Consider the following 20,485-nt stretch of genomic DNA (forward strand, 5'->3'; position numbering starts at 1 on the left):
AGCGACGATGAAAGAGATTTTGAACCTGACCGCCCTCCAGCTGGGCGCGGCCATCCGGAAGGGGGAGGTCAGCCCCGTGGAGGCCGCCAGGGCCGCCCTGGAGCAGATCGAGGCCACCAAGTCCGACAACGCCTTCGTGGCCCTCACCGCCGAGGCTGCTTTGCAGCGGGCCGAGGAAGTGGGCAAAAAGATCGCCGCCGGGGAGCTGACCGGCCCGCTGGCCGGCGTGCCCCTGGGCATCAAGGACAACATCTGTACCCGTGGCGTGTCCACCACCTGCGCCTCCAAGATTTTGACGGGTTTTGAACCCCCCTACAACGCCACCCTGGTGGAGAAGCTGGACGCCCTGGGGGCCGTCTCCCTGGGCAAGCTGAACATGGACGAGTTCGCCATGGGCTCCACCACCGAGACCTCTTTTTATGGTCCCACCCACAACCCCTGGGACGCCGGACGGGTGCCCGGCGGTTCCTCCGGCGGCGCGGCCGCCGCGGTGGCGGCCCGCTCCTGCTGGTACGCCATCGGCTCGGACACTGGCGGCTCCATCCGCCAGCCCGCCGCCTACTGCGGCGTCACCGGCATCAAGCCCACCTACGGTACCGTGTCCCGCTACGGCCTCATCGCCTACGCCTCCTCCCTGGACCAGATGGGTCCCCTGGCCCGGGACGCCGCCGACTGCGCTGCCGTCCTGGACGCCGTGATGGGCAAGGACCCCCGGGACGGCACCTCCCTGGACGTCCCCGCCGGAAACCTGTTGGCCGGTCTCACCGGGGATGTGCGGGGCATGAAGATCGGAATCCCCGCCGACTGCTTCGGGGACGGCCTGGACCCCGAGGTGAAAAAGAGCGTGCTGGCCGTGGCCGACGTGCTGCGCGCCCGGGGCGCGGAAATCGTGGAGTTCACCTTCCCGGTGATGGAGTATGTGGTGCCCACCTACTATATCATCGCCGCCGCCGAGGCCAGCTCCAACCTGTCCCGGTTCGACGGGGTCAAGTACGGCTGGCGGGCCGAGGGGTACGAGGATCTCACCGACCTATATAACCGCACCCGCACCGAGGGCTTCGGCTCCGAGGTGAAGCGCCGCATCCTGCTGGGCACCTTCGTGCTGTCCTCCGGCTACTACGACGCCTACTATAAAAAGGCCCTCCAGGTGAAGGGGCTCATCAAGCAGGCCTTTGACGACGCCTTCGGCAAGTGCGACCTGATGCTCACCCCCGTGGCCCCCACCACCGCCCCCAGAATCGGCGAGAGCCTGTCTGATCCTTTGCAGATGTACCTGTCCGACATCTATACCGTGTCGGTGAACCTGGCCGGCCTGCCCGGCCTGTCCATGCCCTGCGGCTTCGACTCCAAGGGCATGCCCATCGGGGCCCAGCTCATCGGCCCCGCCCTGGGGGAGGCCAAGGTGCTGAACGCCGCCCACGCCTTCCAGCTGGATACCGACTACCATAAACAATCCCCCGTAGGAAAGGAGGCGCGCTGATATGACCTGGGAAACTGTCATCGGTCTGGAGACCCATGTGGAGCTGGCCACCAAGACCAAGATATTTTGCTCCTGCACCACCGAGTTCGGCGGCGCGCCCAACACCCACTGCTGCCCCGTGTGTACCGGCATGCCCGGCACCCTGCCTGTGGTCAACCGGCAGGTGGTCCGGTTCGCCGCCAAGGCCGGCCTGGCCCTGAACTGCGAGATCACCCGGTACAACAAGTTTGACCGGAAGAACTACTTCTACCCCGACCTGCCCAAGGCCTACCAGGTGTCCCAGCTCTACCTGCCCATCGCCCGGAACGGCCGGGTGCCCATCAAGACCGAGTCGGTGGAAAAGGACATCCGCATCCATGAGCTGCACATGGAGGAGGACGCGGGCAAGCTGGTCCACGACCCCTGGATCGACCAGACCAAGTGCGACTACAACCGCTGCGGCGTGCCCCTGATCGAGATCGTCACCGAGCCCGATTTCCGCTCCGCCGACGAGGTCATCGCCTACCTGGAGAAGCTGAAATCCACCCTGGAGTACCTGGGGGTGTCCGACTGTAAGATGCAGGAGGGATCTCTCCGCTGCGACGTGAACCTGTCCGTCCGCCCCGCCGGCAGCACCGAGCTGGGCACCCGCACCGAGATGAAGAACCTGAACTCCTTCAAGGCCATCTCCCGGGCCATCGAGTATGAGGCCCGCCGCCAGATCGAGCTGATCGAGGAGGGCAAGCGGGTGGTCCAGGAGACCCGCCGCTGGGACGACAACAAGGACGCCACCTTCTCCATGCGCTCCAAGGAGAACGCCCAGGACTACCGCTACTTCCCCGAGCCCGATATCCCGCCTCTGGAGCTGTCCCAGGAGTATCTGGAGCAGCTGCGGGCTGAGCAGCCCGAGATGGCGGAGGCCAGAAAGGCACGCTATCAGGAACAGTACGGCCTGCCCGAGTATGACGCGGGCATCCTCATCAGCCAGAAGGCCCTGGTGGACTTCTTCGAGGAGACGGTGGCCCTGGGGGCCCCCGCCAAGGAGGTGTCCAACTGGATGCTGGGCGACATGATGCGCCGGCTGAAGGACGAGGAGCTGGAGCCCAAGGACATGAAGCTGACCCCCGCCAACCTGGCCAAGCTCATCAAGCTGATTGCCGACGGCAAGATCAACCGCAACACCGCCGCCAAGGTCTTCCGGGCCATCTTCCCGGACAACGCCGACGCGGAGGAGTATGTGAAGACCCACGGTCTGGAACAGGTCAACGACGCCGGACTGGTGGCCCAGGTGGTGGAGAAGGTCTTTGCCGCCAACGAATCCGCAGTGGCCGATTACCGGGCCGGCAACCAGAAGGTCATGGGCTTTTTGGTGGGCCAGGTCATGAAGGAACTGAAGGGCAAGGCCGATCCCAAGGCCGTCAACCAGGCGGTACGGGAAAAATTGGAGGGCTGAGTCCGCCGATTGTGGGGCAACAAAAAACGGATACACAATATATTGCGACTTGAAGGCGAAATAAAAATATATATTGTGAGCCGTAACGGAAAGTGTAAACTAAATAGAACATTAGTTTTATATCGAAAAACCGCTGATTTTCCAGGAAATCGGCGGTTTTTTTCTTTTCAAATTGCGAAAAAAACTCTTGCAATTTATGTCAACAGCCCTTATACTAAAACCATGGTGGGGCAAAGTGGGGTAAAATCCCCATAAAAGAAATTAAAGTGGGGGAGAGGTGGACAGCATGACTGGCACGTACGAGCACAGCATCGATGCCAAGGGCCGTCTGTTCATCCCTGCCAAGCTCCGGGTGGAGCTGGGCGAGACCTTCTACCTGGCCATGGGCGTGGACGCCTGTCTGGCCATTTATCCCCAGTCCACCTGGGACCGCTTCACCGAAAAATTTGCCTCTCTGCCCATGAGCCAGTCCAAGGCTATGCGCCCCCTGTTCGCCAACGCCACCAAATGTGAACTGGACGCCCAGGGCCGCATCGTCATTCCCCAAAAGCTGCGCAAGTACGCCGGACTGGAGAAGGATGCCGTCATTATCGGGGTCAATGACCGGGCGGAGATCTGGGCGGCCGACACCTGGAACGCCCAGGAGGAAGAAATGACGCCTGAAAAGATGGCCGCCTGTATGGCGGAACTGGGGTTCTGATATGGCAGAAACGAATGGAACCTTCACCCACCGTCCGGTACTGCTGGACGAGTGCATTGAGGCGCTGAACATCCGGCCCGACGGGATCTATCTGGACGGCACCCTGGGCCGGGCGGGCCACAGCCGGGAGATCGCCAGGCGGCTCACCACCGGACGGCTCATCTGCGTGGACCGGGACCAGGCTGCTTTGGACGCCGCGCAGGACCGGCTGGCCGATTGGATGGACAAGGTCACCCTGGTCCACAGCAACTTCGACCGGATCGACGCCATTTTAAACGACCTGAGCCTGAGCGGTGTGGACGGGATGCTTTTCGACCTGGGGGTGTCCTCGCCCCAGTTGGACGACGGCTCCCGGGGCTTCTCCTACATGGCGGACGCGCCCCTGGACATGCGGATGGACCGCAGCGAGGGACTGACCGCCGCCGACGTGGTCAACACCTGGAGCCAGGAGGAGCTGCGCCGCATCCTGTTCCAGTACGGGGAGGAGCGGTGTGCCGGCCAGATCGCCGCCGCCATCGTCCGCCGCCGGGCGGACAAGCCCGTCGAAACGACCCTGGAGCTGGTGGAGGTCATCAAAAGCGCCATGCCTGCCAAGGCGTTAAGGGAGAAGCAGCACCCGGCCAAACGCAGCTTCCAGGCCATCCGCATCGCGGTCAACGACGAGCTGGCCTCGGTGGACCGGATGATCCGGGGGGCGGTGCCCCGCCTGAATAAAGGAGGGCGGCTGGCCGTCATCACCTTCCATTCCCTGGAGGACCGGATCGTGAAAACGGGCCTGGCGGAGTTCGCCAAGGGCTGCACCTGTCCGCCGGACTTTCCGGTGTGTGTCTGCGGCAAGACTCCGGACGTGAAATTAGTGAACAAAAAGCCCATTCTCCCCACGGAGCGGGAGGTGGAGGAGAACCCCCGGGCCCGGAGCGCCAAGCTGCGGGTGGCGGAGAAGTTGAAGGACCCCCCGCCGGTCCCGGCGTATAAAGGAAACCTGAGAGAAATGGAGTGAGCGCCATGGCTGCCCGCCGACGCAATACAACCGCATACCACACCTATGGCAGCGTAGCCTACGCCCCCGCCTATGACGGCTCCGCCGTCCGCGTTCCCCGCCGGGAGGAAGAACTCCAGCGGGTCCCCCAGCCCCGGACCAGAGAGCGGGCGCGGCAGAAGGAACTGACCCGGGCCCAGGTACAGGTCCGGGAGGCGGGGCAGGTAGCCCCTTTCGCCGTGGTGGGATTTGTGGCGGTGGCGGTCTTTGCCGCCCTGCTGCTGCTGAGCTATGTCCAGTACACCGTCCTCAGCAGCGAGATGGTCTCCCTGCGCAGCGAGATGAGTTCCCTCCAGAAGGAGAACGCCACCCTGTCCGCCCAGTACGAAAAGGTGTTTGACATGGATACCATCCAGGCAGCTGTGGGAGACACCATGGTCCGGCCCACCAGTGACCAGGTGGTCTATATCGACCTGTCCGAGCCCGACACCGTGGTGGTGTACGGCGAGCAGGCCGGAGAGAACAGTCTGGTGAGCGCCGTGAAGGAGCTGGGCGCGGTTCTGGGTGAGTTTATAGAATATTTCCGGTGAACCGGCAATATAGTTGAGCGACGAAAGAAACATTCAGGGGCGCAAGAAAGGAATTTTCTTGCGCCCTTCTACCGCTAAGGGGGAATTTCAAATGCGGGAAAGACAGGAGCGGGCCGGGGACCGGACGGGAGGCGCCCCCCGGGGCGCCCACTCCAAACGGGTGATCCTCCGCCGGACGCTGTTCCTGATGGTGGTGTGCGGCGTGCTGTTGTTCGTGCCGCTGATCTGGAAGCTGTGGGACATCGCCATCGTCCACCACGAGGACTACCAGCAGAAGGCCAGCGACCAGCAGACGCTGGACCTGTCGGTGTCCGCCAGCCGGGGCAATATCTATGACCGGAACGGAAACGTGCTGGCCATGTCGGCCACGGTGTACGATCTGATCCTCTCCCCCAGGGATCTGGTCCAGGACCGGGTGCCCCAGAAGAACTACACCGACGAGGAGACCAAGGTGTTCGACGAGGCGGCCTGGAACGCCGCGGTGGAGGCGGAGCAGGACAAACTGATCCGGGACCTGATGGAGCTGCTTCCCGGTCTGGACCAGGAGCGGCTGGAGAGCCAGGTCCGGGACACCACCAAGGCCTATAAGGAGATCAAGACCAAGATCGAGGAGGAGGACGTGGAGGCCATCCGGAACTATATCACGGAGAACAAGACCACCCACTACCTCTATTTGAAGCCGGGCACCCGGCGCTACTACCCCTACTCCAGTCTGGCGGCCCAGGCCCTGGGCTTTGTCAACGCCGAAGGGGGCGCGGTGGGCATCGAGGCGGCCTACGATGATGTGCTGGAGGGGACCGCCGGACGGGTGGTCACCACCAAGACCGCCCGGGGCACCCAGATGTACAACAGCTATTCCGAGTTCATCGACGCCATCGACGGCTACGACCTGACCCTGACCATCGACGCCACCATCCAGTCCTACGCGGAAAAGACCCTGGAGGAGGGGATCAAGGAGTTCGACGTCCGGGAGGGGGCCTTCTGCATCGTCATGAACCCCAAAACCGGGGCCGTCATGGCCATTGCCAGTTCCCCGGATTTTGACCCCAATAACTACTCCACCATCGTGGATGACCTGCTTCTCAAGGAGATGGAGGAGGAGGCCAACTCCCTTTTCGCCAGCCTGAAGGCCAACAACACCGAGGGGCTGACGGAGACGGAGCTCTTCGAGAAGGCCCAGGCCCAGGCCTACTCCAACGCGGTCAATACCCAGTGGCGCAGCCGGGCCGTGGACTCCCGGTATGAGCCGGGCTCCACCTTCAAAGCTCTGGTGTTGGCCGCCGCCCTGGAAGAAGGGGTGGTGACGGAGAGCGACACCTTCTACTGCCCCGGCTATTATAATGTGTCCGGCTGGCCCAAACCCATCGCCTGTTCTAAAAAAGCGCCGGGCCACGGCAGTCAGACCCTGGCGGAGGCGGTGCAGAACTCCTGCAACCCCGCCTTCATGATGATCGGCCAACGGCTGGGCATCGACAAGTTCTATGACTACTTCGAGGCCTTCGGACTGAAGGAGAAGACAGGCATAGACCTGCCCGGCGAGGCCAGCTTGGCCAAGAACATCTGGGACCGGGACGCCATGACCAACGTCAACCTGGCAACCGCTTCCTTCGGCCAGCGCTTTGAGGTCACCCCGCTCCAGATGATCACTGCCTTTTCCGCCGTCATCAACGGAGGCAACCTGGTCCAGCCCTATGTGGTCCAGTCCGTCAGCACCAAGGACGGCACTGTGGTGCAGAACACCGAGACCACCGTGGTCCGCCAGGTGGTGAGCCAGGAGACCAGCCAGCGGGCCACCAAGATCCTGGAGAGCGTGGTGTCTGACGGCACTGGCGGCAACGCCTATGTGGCGGGCTACCGCATCGGCGGCAAGACCGGCTCCTCTGAGGTAGGCCTGGAGCAGGACCACACCCTGGTGTCCTTCATGGGCTTCGCCCCCGCCGACGACCCGGAGGTCATCGTCCTGCTGGCCTATGACCGGCCCCAGGTGGCGTCTCCCCACAGCAACTATTCCACCACCGGCGTCTACATCAGCGGCGGCAACATGGCCGCCAAAAAAGCCGGCCCCCTGATCGCAGAGATCCTGGACTATATGGGGGTGGAGAAGAAGTACACCAAAGAGGAGTCCGCCGCCGTGGATGTGTCCACCCCCCGGGTCACCGGTAAAACGGTCACTGACGCGGCCAAGGCCCTGGCAGAGAAGAACCTGAAGTACCGCGTGGTGGGGGAGGGCGACACCGTCACCCACCAGGTCCCGGCGTCCGGCGCCTCGGTCCCCGGCGGCTCCACTGTGGTGCTGTACCTGGGCGGCGCCGTCCCGGAGGAGACCGGAACGGTGCCCGACGTGGTGGGCCTGGGCTATGAGACGGCCAGGAAAAAGCTGGAGGAGGCAGGGTTCTTTATGCGGGCCTCCGGCGCGTCCACCTACTACGGCAACTCCACCACCGCGGAGGGGCAGAGTGTCGCCGCCGGCGAGACCCTGGCCACTGGCACCGTCATCGACGTCCAATTCTCCAATATGGTGGAGGACGGCCCGGTAAACGCAGGATAAATTTTCGTTTATAGGACAGCAGTCTGTGCGCTGTAGGACGAACCGGTGCGGGTTTCCGCTGAATCAAGCTGCACACAATGGTGCGGATCAGCGCAGTCACGGACCACGCCGCACGATTTGGAATCTCAGGCTCCAGTATTCAGCGGCGATCCGGATTCCGGTTCGCTCCACCCAGGGCCGAAGGCCCGGAGATTTTTTGGGTACTTTTGTATCTCTACAAAAGTACCTCGCCCGGGGGCGAAACATCCCCATCTCCCGTCCCGCCCGCAGACGAAGTTTTCAAGTGCGCAGATTTCTCTCAGTATTTCGGATACCTGGAAAGGCAAGGGCAGAGCCCTTGCCTACATAACATAGGTTTTAGGTCCCATAGGCTGATAAACGAAAATTTACCGATACAGGATTATTCGGTATCGATTCCCGGCGACGCAAATCTTAGATAGAATGAAACTCACCCGTGAGGGGTGACACCCATGAAGCTGCGCGACCTTTTGGCCGGCGTCCCCCTCAGGGGGGAGCATCCTGATCTCGATATGGAAATTTCTTCCATATCCCATGACACCCGGACCCTTGTCCCCGGCGCTCTGTTCGTGGCTATGCCGGGAGACAAGACCGACGGACACCGTTATATTCGCCAAGCCCTGGACCGGGGGGCGGCGGCGGTCCTGTGCCAGACTCCGCCCGGCGGTCCCGGACCCTGGCTGGTGACGGAGGACAGCCGGCTGGCCCTGGCCCTGGTCTCGGCCAACTGGTTTGGCCGGCCGGGGGACGGGATGACCCTCATCGCCGTCACCGGTACCAACGGCAAGACCACCACCAGCAGCTTGATCAAGGAGATGTTGGAGGGTACCCTTGGGACCAAGGTGGGCCTGGTGGGCACCAACCGGAACATGGTGGGGCAAATGGAACTGCCCGCCCACCGCACCACCCCGGAGAGCTATGAGCTCCAGGCGCTCCTGCGCCGGATGGCCGACGAGGGCTGTACTCATGTGGTGATGGAGGCCTCCTCCCACGCCCTGGTCCAGCACCGGACGGCGGGGCTCACCTTCGACGTGGGGGTGTTCACCAATCTGACCCAGGACCACCTGGACTACCACCGGACCATGGAGGAGTACCGGGCGGCCAAGGGGCGGCTGTTCCGCCAGTGCCGCCGGGCGGTGCTGAATCTGGATGATGAGGCGGGCCGCTGGTATCTGGATCGGCTGCCCTGTCCCGGGTTCACCTATTCGGAGAACCGGGCCCAGGCGGACCTGACCGCCCGGAATATTCGTCTGTTCCCCAGCCATGTGGAGTTTGAGGCGGTGACTCTGGGCCATATTTCCCGGGTGCACCTACCTATCCCCGGGGGCTTCTCCATCTACAACGCCCTGGCCGCCCTGTCAGCAGGACTGTGCCTGGAGTTAGACCTGGCAAGCATGGCCGCCGTTCTGCGCAGCGTCCACGGGGTGAAGGGACGGGTGGAGATCGTGCCCGTCCCCCGGGCCTACACGGTCCTCATCGACTATGCCCACAGTCCCAACGCCCTGGAAAATATTCTGATGACCGCCCGGGATTTTACAGCGGGGCGGCTCATCTGCCTCTTTGGCTGCGGCGGGGACCGGGACCGGACCAAACGCCCCATCATGGGGAGCGTGGTCCAGGAGCTGGCGGACCTGGCGGTGGTCACCTCCGACAATCCCCGGAGTGAGGAACCGGAGGCCATTATCGCTGACATTCTGACGGGAATGACGCCTGATCCGGAACGGGTCCATGTGGAGCCCGACCGGGCCCGCGCCATCGGCTGGGCGCTGGCCCAGGGACGTCCGGGGGACGTGATCGTTCTGGCGGGAAAGGGACATGAGACTTACCAGGAGATCCGCGGGGTACAGTACCCCATGGACGAGCGGGAGATCGTGAAAAAATGGTTTGAAACCGCCCCGGAACGACAAGAAAGGACTGGAAATATCCCGGCGGGCATAGTATAATAATAGGCCGCAAACACAGCCAGCAAAAGAGAAAGAAAACCTGGAGGTTTCCGATATGACGTATATACTGAGTTTCATCGTGGCCTTTGGCGTGGCCGCCATTTTGGGTCAGATCCTGATCCCCCTGCTGCGCCGCCTGAAGGCGGGGCAGGCCATCCGGGAGGACGGCCCCACCTGGCACATGTCCAAGCAGGGCACCCCCACCATGGGCGGCCTGATGTTCATCGCGGCCATCGGAGTGGCCGTGGTGGTGGCGGGGTGGGATGAGATGAGAATGGGCAGCTGGAACCATGTTTATGTGTTTCTGTTCGCCCTGGTCTTTGGCGTCATCGGATTTATCGACGACTTCCAGAAGCTGCGCCACCATGCCAACGAAGGGCTCACCGCTCCCCAGAAGTTTCTGCTTCAGCTGGCGGCGGCGGTGGCCTTCACCGTCCTGCTCCGCGGGACCGGCTATCTGACACCCAACCTGTATATTCCCTTTTTTAATGTGGAGCTGCCTCTGCCCTGGGTGGTCTACATGGTGTTTGCCGCTTTTGTCATGGTGGGTACCGTCAACGCGGTAAATCTGACCGACGGCGTGGACGGCCTGGCCACCGGCGTCACCATCCCCGTGGCCCTGTTCTACGTGGCGGTTTCCGCCTGGTACGGGCGCAACGACCTGACTGTTGTGGCGGCGGCCCTGGCAGGCGGCCTGTCCGCCTTCCTGATCTACAATTTCCACCCGGCCAAGGTGTTTATGGGCGACACCGGCTCCCTGTTCCTGGGGGGCATGGTGTGCGGAATGGCATTTGCCCTGAATATCCCCCTGATCATCCCGGTGGTGGGCCTTGTCTATGTGCTGGAGGTGCTGTCCGACATCATCCAGGTGGTTTATTTTAAGAAGACCCACGGCAAGCGGTTTTTCCGCATGGCGCCCCTTCACCACCACCTGGAGCTGGGCGGGTGGAGCGAGATGAAGCTGTTTTGTGTCTTCTCCGGCGCCACCCTGGTCCTGAGTGTGCTGGCTTTCCTGGGCGTGATGAACCGGTACCCCATGTGACGGCCGGGAACATATCCTGGCGGTTGTCCCCATACCTGTCTGAAACGAGGTGATCCCAGTGTCCCGAAAACCAAAACGCGACCTGACCATGGAGGAGCAGCTGGCCCGGGGCCCTGTGGACCTGCCCTTCCTTATGCTGACCATGATGCTGGTGGGCATCGGGCTCATCATGGTCTTTTCCGCCTCCTATGCCTCGGCGCTGTATGACAACAGCGCCAGTGTGGGTAACAACCCCCTGTTTTACATCAAGCGCCAGGCCATGTTTGCCGCTGCCGGACTGGTGGTCATGTACCTGGTTTCCAAGATCAACTACCAGACCCTGCGGGTGCTGTCCATCCCCCTGCTGGCCGGCTCCATCGGTCTGCTGGTGCTGGTGCTGACCCCCCTGGGCGTCACCATCAACGACGCCCAGCGTTGGCTGAAAATGTTCCTGGTGGCCGGCCCCACCTTCCAGCCCTCGGAGATCGCCAAGGTGGCCGTCATCATCTTTTTCGCCGCCCGCCTGTCTAAGCGGGACACGGAGAAAAAGCGGAAATTCACCAACCGGACCCTCACCGGACGGACGCTGAACCGGCTGGAGCGCATCGGCTTTCTGGAGTTGATACCCTACGGCCTGGTGCTGGGGACCGTGTTGGTCCTGGTGGTGCTGGAGCCCCACATGTCTGGTACCATCCTGATCATGGTGGGGGCGGCTTCCGTCCTGTTCGCCGCCGGCATCCACATGGGCTGGTTCGTCTCCCTGGGTTCCATCGCCGTGGCGGGGCTGGCCTTCATCATTTTCAACACCAAATATATGACCTCCCGCATCAACCTGTGGCTGGACCCTTGGCTGGACCCCCAGGGCAAGGGCTACCAGACCATCCAGTCTCTGCTGGCCATCGGCTCCGGCGGCCTGTTGGGCCTGGGTCTGGGCAACAGCCGGCAGAAGCTGCTGTACATCCCCGAGCCGGAGAACGACTTTGTCTTTGCCATCGTGGTGGAGGAGCTGGGCTTTGTGGGGGCGGCCATTGTGCTGCTGCTGTTTGCCCTGCTGATCCTCCGGGGCTACTGGCTGGCCATCCACGCCCGGGACAAATTCGGCGCCCTGACTGTGGTGGGCATCATCACCCTGCTGGCGGTCCAGGTGTTTTTGAACATCGGCGTGGTCACCAACCTGATCCCCAATACCGGCATTTCTCTGCCCTTTTTCAGCTACGGCGGCACCGCCCTGATGATCCATATGGCGGAAATGGGGATCGTCTTGAGCATTTCCCGGCAGATCCCGGCCCCGAAAAACGATTAGATCAGGGATATGAGACAGGAGACGAGGAACTCCTTCTCTTCTGTCTCATGTCCCTTGTCCTGTGACCTGAAATAAACGAGGTGTAACGAATGAATATCCTCTTTACCTGCGGAGGTACCGCCGGACATGTGAATCCGGCCGTGGCCTTGGCCCGTATCTTCCAGGAGAAGCACCCCGGCTGCCGGGTGCTCTTTGTGGGAGCCGACGGAGGAATGGAGAACAAACTGGTGCCCAAGGAGGGCTATCAGATCCGTTCCGTGACCATCACCAATTTCCACCGCTCCTTCGCTCCGGCGGACGTCGTCCACAACCTGGGAACGCTGGTGAATATGCAGAAGTCCAAGAAGCAGGCCAAAGCCATTCTGGACGAGTTCAAGCCCGACCTGGTGGTGGGGACGGGGGGATACGCCTCCTTCCCTGTGGTCAACGAGGCCGCCCACCGGGGCATTCCCACCGCCGTCCACGAGTCCAACGCCGTTCCCGGCCTGACCACCAAGGCCCTGTCCAGGGTGGTGGACCGGGTGATGGTGGGCTTTGAGGAGAGCCGGGCCCACTACGACGACCCCTCCAAGGTGGTGGTCACCGGCACCCCGGTCCGGGGCGACTTTTTCAAGTATACTCGGGAGGAGGCCCGGGCAAAGCTGGGGTTCACCGACAACCGGCCCCTGCTGCTGTCCTACTGGGGGTCTCTGGGGGCGGAAGTCATGAACCAGAAGATGGTAGATTTTCTGGCCAAGGAGTGCTATGAGGGCGCGCCCTACCGCCACATCCACGGGGCGGGGCGGGATTTCCCCTGGATGCAGGAGGAACTGCTCCGCCGGGGCCTGAAGCTGGGGGACAATGGCATCGAGGTCCGGGAGTATATCTACGATATGCCTCTGGTCATGGCCGCCGCCGACCTGGTGCTGTGCCGGGCGGGCGCCTCCACCATCTCGGAGCTCACCGCCATCGCCAAGCCAGCCGTGCTGGTGCCCTCCCCCAACGTCACCGCCAACCACCAGGAGAAGAACGCCCGGGTGCTGGCTGACCAGGGCGCCGCCGTGCTCCTGCGGGAACAGGACTGTGTGGAAAACACCCTTTATGATACCGCGGCCCTTCTGCTCCGGGAGAAGGAACGCCGGGAGGGCATGGTCAAGGCTCTGAAGGCCATGGCCGTTCCCAACGCCGGGGAGAAGATCTATGAGACCCTCCTGGCAATTATGAAGTAAATTTTCTTTTAGCGGCCCATGGGCCCGGAAGCCTGTGTAATGTAGGGCAAGGGCTCTGCCCTTGCCTTTGGTGGCCGTTATTCTGCGTTCAGGTAGGGCGTCCCCTTAGGGCCGCCGCGGTAAGGAACCACGGACACTGGAGCATCGCCTGCGGGCGGTACGGGGGATTAGGGAAGTTTCGCCCTCGGGCGAGATACTTTTGTAGAGATACAAAAGTACCCCAAAAGATCTCCGGGGCTTCGACCCCGGCCCCCGAGGAGAGTTCGATTGGGAAAGTGTTCCTTGCGTCCGGCGCGCAAAATTCGGTTCTGTTGCCTCTTTTTCCGGGCCTTCGGCCCTGAGTGAAACGAATTTGGATAAGAACAGCCACCGGATGTCAGCGCCTGGGGCTCCGAATTGTGCGGCGTGGTTCCTGACTGTGCTGCCCCGCCCCGCTGTGCAAAACTAGATTCAGTGGCACGTCCCACCGGGCGGCCCCGGCGGGCCACGGAAATAAGAAGCATCAAGAACAGGTTTTGCCCGTACCGAGGCGGGCTGAATTGTTGATCCCCCGTAAAACCTCCGAATTTTGCGAAGCAAAAGGCGGTGTGAGTCAATTCAAATTTTGCGGCTTGGGTTTCGCGCAGGGCCGCTGGGCTCCCGTAGTGGGGTCCGGGGGTAAGGCCGTTGGCGGCGGAGGGCGCAGCCCGAGGCCGGCCTGGCCGTCCCCCGGCCATCTTTTGGTGACTTTTGGATGGCTCCAAAAGTCACTCGCCGCCGCAGCGGCGAAATCTCCCAACCCTATAAACTAAAATTTAGCATCATTTATCATCAACTGTATCTTTTACCCTCACAGAAACCAATTCCCGCTTTTTCGCATAGGATAGCCTGAATCAACGAGGTTTGGAGGCTATCCCATGAGCAGTTATCGAATCGAGGGCGGACGTCCGCTGGACGGCTGCCTGAAGGTCCAGGGGGCCAAGAACAGCGTACTGCCCATTCTGGCCGCCACGCTGCTGGCCCCCGGCCAGAGCACCATCCACAACTGCCCCGACCTGTCCGACGTGTCCGCTACCCTGGACATTCTGGCCCTGCTGGGCTGCCGGGTGGACCGGGAGGGGGACACCGTCACAGTGGACGCCTCGGTGCTGACCCGTGCCGGTATTCCCGACCGGCTGATGCGTGAGATGCGCTCCTCCGTGATCTTTCTGGGGGCGCTGTTGGCACGGCTGGGGACGGCGGAGCTGTCCTACCCCGGCGGCTGCGAGCTGGGTCCCCGGCCCATCGACCTCCACCTGGCGGCCCTGCGGACTCTGGGCGCTGAGATTCGTGAGGAACAAGGCTGCCTGCGCTGCCGGGGGAACGGGAACATGCGCGGCCGGGAGCTGTGCCTGTCCATGCCCAGCGTGGGAGCAACGGAAAACGCCATGCTGGCCGCCTGCGGCTGTCCCGGCGTCACCGCCATCGTGGGCGCGGCCCGGGAGCCGGAGATCGTGGACCTGCAAAATTTCCTCCGGGCCATGGGGGCCGAGGTCACCGGCGCGGGAGGCTCGGTCATCTGTGTCCGGGGCGGAAGGAGCCTTCACCCGGCGGAGTACCGGGTGGTGGGGGACCGGATCGCTGCCGCCACCTATTTGTGCGCGGCGGGGGCCGCCGGGGGCCGGGTGGAACTGACCGGCGTGGAACCGGGCCATCTGACGGCGGTACTGACCTGCCTGGAGCAGGCGGGGTGTGCCGTCCATACTGGGCCGGAGGCGCTCTCTCTGGAGTGCTGTGCCCCGCTGAAAGGGATCGCTCCGGTGCGTACCGCCCCCTACCCCGGTTTTCCCACTGACGCCCAGGCCCTTCTCATGGCCGCTCTGGCGGGGGGAGAGGGGACCACCATGTTCGTGGAAAACATCTTCGACAGCCGTTACCGCCATGTGGATGAACTGTGCCGGATGGGCGCGGACATCCAGGTGGCCGGGCGGGTGGCGGTGGTGACCGGCGTGGGGAAGCTCCACGGCGCGGCGGTGCGGAGCACCGACCTGCGGGGCGGGGCGGCGCTGGTGGTGGCCGGACTGGGGGCTGAGGGAGTAACCACGGTCTCCGGCCTGCGGCATATCCGCCGGGGCTACGACGGGTTGGACCGGGGACTGCGGGCCCTGGGGGCCCGGATCTGGGAAGAATGAGGGAACAACCGCCGCGGACGTTCCGCCCGCGAGCCTACGATACACAGGAGAATGCCATGGCATCAGCGAGAAACAACCGCAGACGCAGACGGGGCAGAGGCCGCCTTGGCCCTCTGTTCAAGCTGCTGTGCGTCCTGGCGGTGATCGTGGCCCTGACCATGGGAGCCACCGTGTTTTTCCAGGTGGAGACGGTGGTGGTCTCGGGCAACAGCCGCTATACCGAGGAGGTGGTGGTCCGGGCCACCGGGATCCAGGTGGGGGATAACCTCTACCGCATGAATAAGAACCAGATCGCCGACAAGGTGCTGCGGGAATTGCCCTATACCCGGGACCTGCGCATCCGCCGCAGCCTGCCCAGCACCATCATTATCACCATGACCGAGTGGGAGGCGGTGGCCCGGGTGAAGGCGCCGCCCGCCGGAACGCAGGTGTCTGCCGCGGCGGCGGAGAGCGCCCCGGAGGGGGACGGCTCCAGCCAGGAGAACGCCCCCGAGGTGGCCTCGGAGGACTGGCTCATCAGTGTGGGCGGCAAGCTGCTGGAGCCCGCTCCGGCGGACAGTACCGCCATAGAGGTGTCCGGCGTCACGCCGCTGATGCCCCGGGCGGGCACCATGCTGGCCCTACCCCAGGAGGAGCAGCCCAAGTATGACGCCCTGCTGGCCCTGCTGGCCGCTCTGGAGGAGCGGGGCATGATGGGAGCGGTGGAGTCCATCCGCCTGGAATCCACTCAGGTGGTCATGGGCTATCTGGGGCGCTTCCAGGTGAAAATGCCCCTGAATTCCGACTTCGACTATAAGCTGCGGGCCCTGGAGGCGGCGGTGGCGGAGACGGAGAAGACCCTGGGAGACCAAACCTCCGGGACCTTCGACCTGACCCAGGAGGAGTGCACCGCGGTGTATTCTCCCGATTAAGGTAAATTTCTGGAAAGTTTGGTCAAAAACGTGTTTTTCTCTTGACCTGCCAGGAAAAGAGCGATACAATATAACAAAATATTGACATCTCAGCGGGGGTCCCCACACAATAGCTTGTTTTTCGGGGAACTTCGACATGTACATAGGAGGAAGGAACATGGCCTTCGGATTGGATATGGGTCCCGACAGCGTGGTTAATATCAAAGTGATCGGTGTGGGCGGCGGCGGCAACAACGTGGTCAACCGCATGGTGCGCACCGGCACCAAGGGCGTGGATTTCATCGCCGTCAATACAGATAAGCAGGCGTTGGCTGTCTCCAGCGCCACTATGAAGATCCAGATCGGCGAGAAGCTGACCAACGGCCAGGGTGCCGGCTCCGATCCTGAGGTGGGCCGCAAGTCCGCCGAGGAGAACCGCACCCAGATCTCCAAGGCCCTGGAGGATGCCGACATGGTGTTTATCACCGCCGGTATGGGCGGCGGAACCGGCACCGGCGCGGCCCCCATCGTGGCGGATATTGCCAAGGAGCTTGGGGTCCTCACCGTGGGCGTGGTGACCAAGCCTTTCCGATTTGAGGGCATGCGCCGGATGAAACAGGCGGAGGGCGGCATCGCCGAGCTGCGCAACAAGGTGGACTCCCTGGTCATCATCCCCAACGAGCGCCTGAAGCTGGCCACCGACCAGAAGATCACCATGGTCAACGCCTTTGAGATTGCCGACGATGTGCTCCAGCAGGCCGTCCAGTCTATCTCCGACCTGATCAAAAACACCGGATTCATCAACCTGGACTTCGCCGATGTGTCCGCCGTCATGAAGGACGCCGGCCGGGCCCACATGGGCGTGGGCCGCGCCGCCGGCAAGAACAAGGCTGAGGAGGCCGCCCGCATGGCCATTTCCAGCCCCCTGCTGGAGACCTCCATCAACGGCGCCCGGGGCGTGCTGATCAATGTCACCGGCTCCATGGACATCGGCCTGGAGGAAGTGGAGACCGCCGCCAACCTGGTCCAGGAGGCTGCCCACCCCGACGCCAACATCATCTTCGGCGCCGCCTTCGACGAGAGTCTGGAGGACGAGATCCGGGTCACCGTCATTGCCACCGGCTTTGACGAGGCCCCCGCGGCTGTTTCCGCCCCCGCCCCCGCGGCCAAGGAGGCTCCCAGAGCCGCTGCTCCCGCCGCAGCCGCGCCTGCTGCTCCGGTTGCCTCTCAGGAGGCGGCCCAGCCCGAGGCACCCGAGGCCGAGGAGAAGCCTTCGGTCAGTGACGATGACTGGGACATTCTGGAGCGCATTTTCAGCAAAAAGCGGTAAGATAAAAAGCAAAACCCGCGTCCAGTGACGGACGCGGGTTTTTTATGCGTTTGGGGATTTCCAAAAGAAGGCCGCTCACAGGAACAGAACCAGAATGGAAGTGAGGATGCCGCAGACGCACAGGGAGACGGAACTCATGGCTCCCTGGAGGGGGCCGATCTCCAGGGCCTTGGAGGTGCCGATGGCGTGGCTGCTGGCGCCGATGGCCACGCCCTCGGCCACGGGATCGGTGATCCGGAAGAGCTTTGCGAACAGGGGGGACAGCATGGCTCCCTCCACTCCTGTGATGACCACCGAGGCGGCGGTGATGCCCTGGATGCCGCCCCGGCTCTCGGAGATGCCCACGGCGATGGCGGTGGTGATGCTCTTGGGGACCATGGAGGCGGTGAACATGTCCTCTGTGGCGAAGAACCAGCAGAAGGCCAGTACCACGGCGATGCTGGTGAGGCTGCCCATGAGGCAGCCCGCCAGAACAGGCAGGAAGTGGGACCGGAGGATCTGGCGCTGCTGGTAGATGTTCAGGGCCAACACCGCCGTGGCCGGACCCAGCATCAGCTTGATGATGCTGCCGCCGGCGTTGTAGTCCTCCAGGGAGACGTGGAACAGGGTCATGACTCCGATGACCAGCAGGGCGGCCACCAGCACCGGGTTGCAGACCAGAAGCCCGGTGCGCTTCTGGAGCCAGAGGGCAAAGACCCAGCAGGCGGCGGTGAGGGTCAGGCCGAAAAAGGGGGAAGAGAAAAGGGCCTCAGTCATGGGAGTTCCCTCCCTTCCGGTCCAGCCGCCGGATCAGCAGCTGAACAGTCCATGCGGTGACCAGGTAGACAACGGGAGTGGTTGCCAGGGTGATGACCAGAAAGGGGATGAACCGGGCTTTGAGGATCTCGGCATACTCCAGAGTCCCCACCAGGGAAGGAATAAAGAACATCCCCATGTTGGCGATGAAGAAGCTGGAGAGCAGCTGGATGTGCCTGGGCTTGACGGCTTCGGTGAGCAGCAGAACGGCCAGGATCAGCATACTGATGACGCTGGCGGGGAAAGTGAAGGGGAGAAGGGCGGTGATGCCCTCGGAGAGAAGACAGATGCCGAAAATAATGGAGATCTCTCCCATGATACGCATAACAGTCACCTCGACATGTTAAAATGGAAAATAGCGCGGGGGAAGGGGGGCAAACAAGCCGCCGCGGGCGGGGCCGCGGCGGCTGAAAGAACGGAGCGGGCGTCGGGATCTGGCGGGCAGTTGGGCCTGGCGCTGATTTTTCGATGGGGCTCAGTCCCAGATAGCGGTGGCGAAGTAGTCCTCGGGGGTCTCGGCCCGACGGATCAGACGGGTCGAGCCATCCTCACACAGCAGGACCTCGGCGGAGCGCAGGCGGCCATTATATTGGTAGCCCATGGCGTGGCCGTGGGCGCCGGTGTCGTGGATGACCAGCAGGTCGCCGATGTCGATCTTGGGCAGCATCCGGTCCACGGCGAACTTGTCGCAGTTCTCACACAGGGAGCCGGTGACGTCGTACTTGTGGTCGCAGGGCTGGTCCTCCTTGCCCATGACGGTGATGTGGTGGTAGGCGCCGTAGATGGCGGGGCGCATCAGGTTGGCGGCGCAGGCGTCCACGCCGATATAGTCCTTGTAGGTCAGCTTCTCATGGAGGACACGGGTGACCAGATGGCCATAGGGGGCCAGCATAAACCGGCCCAGCTCGGTGCACAGGGACACGTCGCCCATGCCGGCGGGGACCAGGATCTCCTCATAGGCCTTCCGGACGCCCTCGCCGATGACGGCGATGTCGTTGGCGGGCTGCTCCGGGCGGTAGGGCACGCCTACGCCGCCGGACAGGTTGATGAAGGTGATGTGGCAGCCGGTCTCCTCCTTCAATTCCACCGCGACCTTGAACAGAATGGCGGCCAAGGCGGGATAATACTCGTTGGAGATAGTGTTAGAGGCCAGGAAGGCGTGGATGCCGAACTCCTCAGCGCCCAGCTCCTTCAGGCGCTTGAAGGCCTCGGTCATCTGGGAACGGGTCATGCCGTACTTGGCGTCGCCGGGGTTGTCCATGACCTGGAAGCCCTCTTTGCTCTCACCCAGGGTGAAGACACCGCCGGGATTATACCGGCAGGAGATCTTCTTGGGGATATAACCCAGGGTACCCTTCAGGAAGTCGATGTGGCTGATGTCGTCCAGATTGATGGTGGCGCCCAGCTGGGCGGCCAGGGCGAACTCCTCGGCGGGGGTGTCGTTGGAGGAGAACATGATCTCGCCGCCCCGGAAGCCGCAGCGGTCAGACATCATCAGCTCGGTGAGGGAGGAGCAGTCCACGCCGCAGCCCTCCTCCTTCAGGATCTTCAGGATCTGGGGGTTGGGGGTGGCCTTCACGGCGAAAAACTCCTTGTAGCCGGGGTTCCAGGAGAAGGCCTTGTACAGGGCGCGGGCATTTTCCCGGATGCCTTTCTCGTCGTAAAGGTGGAAGGGGGTGGGGTACTGGTCGGTGATGGGCTGGAGCTGTTCCAGGGTGACAAAGGGCTTTTTCATATCCGCGGGCTCCTTTACAGTTTAATAGGAAAAGCACTGAAAAATTCTCCCGATATGGGAGAGAATAGGCACAAAAAAGGAAAATCATGTATAGTTTATCCAGATAAGGAAAAAAAGTCAATGGCGGAACAGACAACAAGGGAAGAATGGGGGGAGATTCTTTTGCCGGTTTCAGAAAAAACACCAAAAATCGACATTTTCTCTTGCACCTTTGGAGGGATTCTGATATGATGATTCGGAAAGTGAAAGGAGGGGATACCGTGGCTGAAATGGAGCGGTTTACGCGGCTGTTGCTTGGGTACGGTATCAGTGCCTTTTTCTCTGTTCGCTGACAATCACTTGGCGTGGTTGTCTTTTTTTGTG

The 20,485-nt window shown here is 62.6% G+C and carries 16 protein-coding genes; 13 read left to right on the top strand and 3 right to left on the bottom strand.

What is annotated here, in order from left to right; all coding sequences use genetic code 11:
• Nucleotides 1–7 precede the first annotated feature (7 nt).
• The 13 genes from gatA (at nt 8) to ftsZ (ending at nt 17,592) form a co-directional block, all read left to right on the top strand.
• Nucleotides 8–1,480 (top strand): Asp-tRNA(Asn)/Glu-tRNA(Gln) amidotransferase subunit GatA, encoded by a 1,473-nt coding sequence (gene gatA / locus I6E42_RS08650; protein WP_235371519.1) that lies wholly within the window; start codon nt 8–10, stop codon nt 1,478–1,480.
• 1 nt (nt 1,481) lies between these two features.
• Nucleotides 1,482–2,912, top strand: a complete 1,431-nt coding sequence (gatB, locus tag I6E42_RS08655) for an Asp-tRNA(Asn)/Glu-tRNA(Gln) amidotransferase subunit GatB (RefSeq protein ID WP_235371520.1) — start codon at nt 1,482–1,484, stop codon at nt 2,910–2,912.
• 286 nt (nt 2,913–3,198) lie between these two features.
• Entirely contained in the window at nt 3,199–3,612 is a 414-nt protein-coding gene (mraZ, locus tag I6E42_RS08660; protein WP_235371521.1) for a division/cell wall cluster transcriptional repressor MraZ, read from the top strand.
• A 1-nt stretch (nt 3,613) separates the two neighbouring features.
• Nucleotides 3,614–4,612 (top strand): 16S rRNA (cytosine(1402)-N(4))-methyltransferase RsmH, encoded by a 999-nt coding sequence (gene rsmH / locus I6E42_RS08665; RefSeq protein ID WP_235371522.1) that lies wholly within the window; start codon nt 3,614–3,616, stop codon nt 4,610–4,612.
• 5 nt (nt 4,613–4,617) lie between these two features.
• The gene (locus I6E42_RS08670) at nt 4,618–5,181 is read left to right on the top strand and encodes a hypothetical protein (protein ID WP_235371523.1); all 564 of its coding nucleotides are present in this window, start codon (nt 4,618–4,620) and stop codon (nt 5,179–5,181) included.
• Nucleotides 5,182–5,272: 91 nt separating this feature from the next.
• A complete protein-coding gene (locus tag I6E42_RS08675) occupies nt 5,273–7,729 on the top strand; it encodes a penicillin-binding transpeptidase domain-containing protein (protein WP_235371524.1) in 2,457 nt (818 codons plus the stop codon).
• 470 nt (nt 7,730–8,199) lie between these two features.
• Nucleotides 8,200–9,690 (top strand): UDP-N-acetylmuramoyl-L-alanyl-D-glutamate--2,6-diaminopimelate ligase, encoded by a 1,491-nt coding sequence (locus I6E42_RS08680; protein WP_235371525.1) that lies wholly within the window; start codon nt 8,200–8,202, stop codon nt 9,688–9,690.
• Nucleotides 9,691–9,745: 55 nt separating this feature from the next.
• A complete protein-coding gene (mraY, locus tag I6E42_RS08685; RefSeq protein WP_235371526.1) occupies nt 9,746–10,732 on the top strand; it encodes a phospho-N-acetylmuramoyl-pentapeptide-transferase in 987 nt (328 codons plus the stop codon).
• 58 nt (nt 10,733–10,790) lie between these two features.
• Nucleotides 10,791–12,014: a putative lipid II flippase FtsW gene (ftsW, locus tag I6E42_RS08690; protein WP_235371527.1), complete on the top strand. Its 1,224-nt coding sequence runs from the start codon at nt 10,791–10,793 to the stop codon at nt 12,012–12,014.
• Between the two features lie 89 nt (nt 12,015–12,103).
• Nucleotides 12,104–13,222: an undecaprenyldiphospho-muramoylpentapeptide beta-N-acetylglucosaminyltransferase gene (gene murG / locus I6E42_RS08695; RefSeq protein WP_235371528.1), complete on the top strand. Its 1,119-nt coding sequence runs from the start codon at nt 12,104–12,106 to the stop codon at nt 13,220–13,222.
• An 896-nt stretch (nt 13,223–14,118) separates the two neighbouring features.
• The gene (gene murA, locus I6E42_RS08700) at nt 14,119–15,372 is read left to right on the top strand and encodes a UDP-N-acetylglucosamine 1-carboxyvinyltransferase (protein ID WP_235371529.1); all 1,254 of its coding nucleotides are present in this window, start codon (nt 14,119–14,121) and stop codon (nt 15,370–15,372) included.
• A gap of 56 nt (nt 15,373–15,428) precedes the next feature.
• On the top strand, nt 15,429–16,283 hold the full coding sequence (locus I6E42_RS08705; protein ID WP_235371530.1) for a cell division protein FtsQ/DivIB: 855 nt from the start codon (nt 15,429–15,431) through the stop codon (nt 16,281–16,283).
• Between the two features lie 157 nt (nt 16,284–16,440).
• Entirely contained in the window at nt 16,441–17,592 is a 1,152-nt protein-coding gene (gene ftsZ, locus I6E42_RS08710) for a cell division protein FtsZ (protein ID WP_235371531.1), read from the top strand.
• A 75-nt stretch (nt 17,593–17,667) separates the two neighbouring features.
• Here the strand turns inward: ftsZ and I6E42_RS08715 are convergent, their stop codons facing one another.
• From I6E42_RS08715 to I6E42_RS08725, 3 genes are all read right to left on the bottom strand, one after another.
• Nucleotides 17,668–18,348 (bottom strand): LrgB family protein, encoded by a 681-nt coding sequence (locus I6E42_RS08715; RefSeq protein ID WP_235371532.1) that lies wholly within the window; start codon nt 18,346–18,348, stop codon nt 17,668–17,670.
• The gene (locus tag I6E42_RS08720) at nt 18,341–18,712 is read right to left on the bottom strand and encodes a CidA/LrgA family protein (protein ID WP_235371533.1); all 372 of its coding nucleotides are present in this window, start codon (nt 18,710–18,712) and stop codon (nt 18,341–18,343) included. The genes I6E42_RS08715 and I6E42_RS08720 overlap by 8 nt, the downstream gene beginning before the upstream one ends.
• Before the next feature lie 150 nt (nt 18,713–18,862).
• Nucleotides 18,863–20,122 carry a diaminopimelate decarboxylase gene (locus I6E42_RS08725; RefSeq protein WP_235371534.1) on the bottom strand — a complete coding sequence of 420 codons (1,260 nt, stop codon included), beginning with the start codon at nt 20,120–20,122 and terminating at the stop codon, nt 18,863–18,865.
• Nucleotides 20,123–20,485: the final 363 nt, after the last annotated feature.

Source organism: Pseudoflavonifractor phocaeensis, from assembly GCF_021531815.1.
Classification (GTDB): Bacteria; Bacillota; Clostridia; order Oscillospirales; family Oscillospiraceae; genus Lawsonibacter; species Lawsonibacter phocaeensis_A.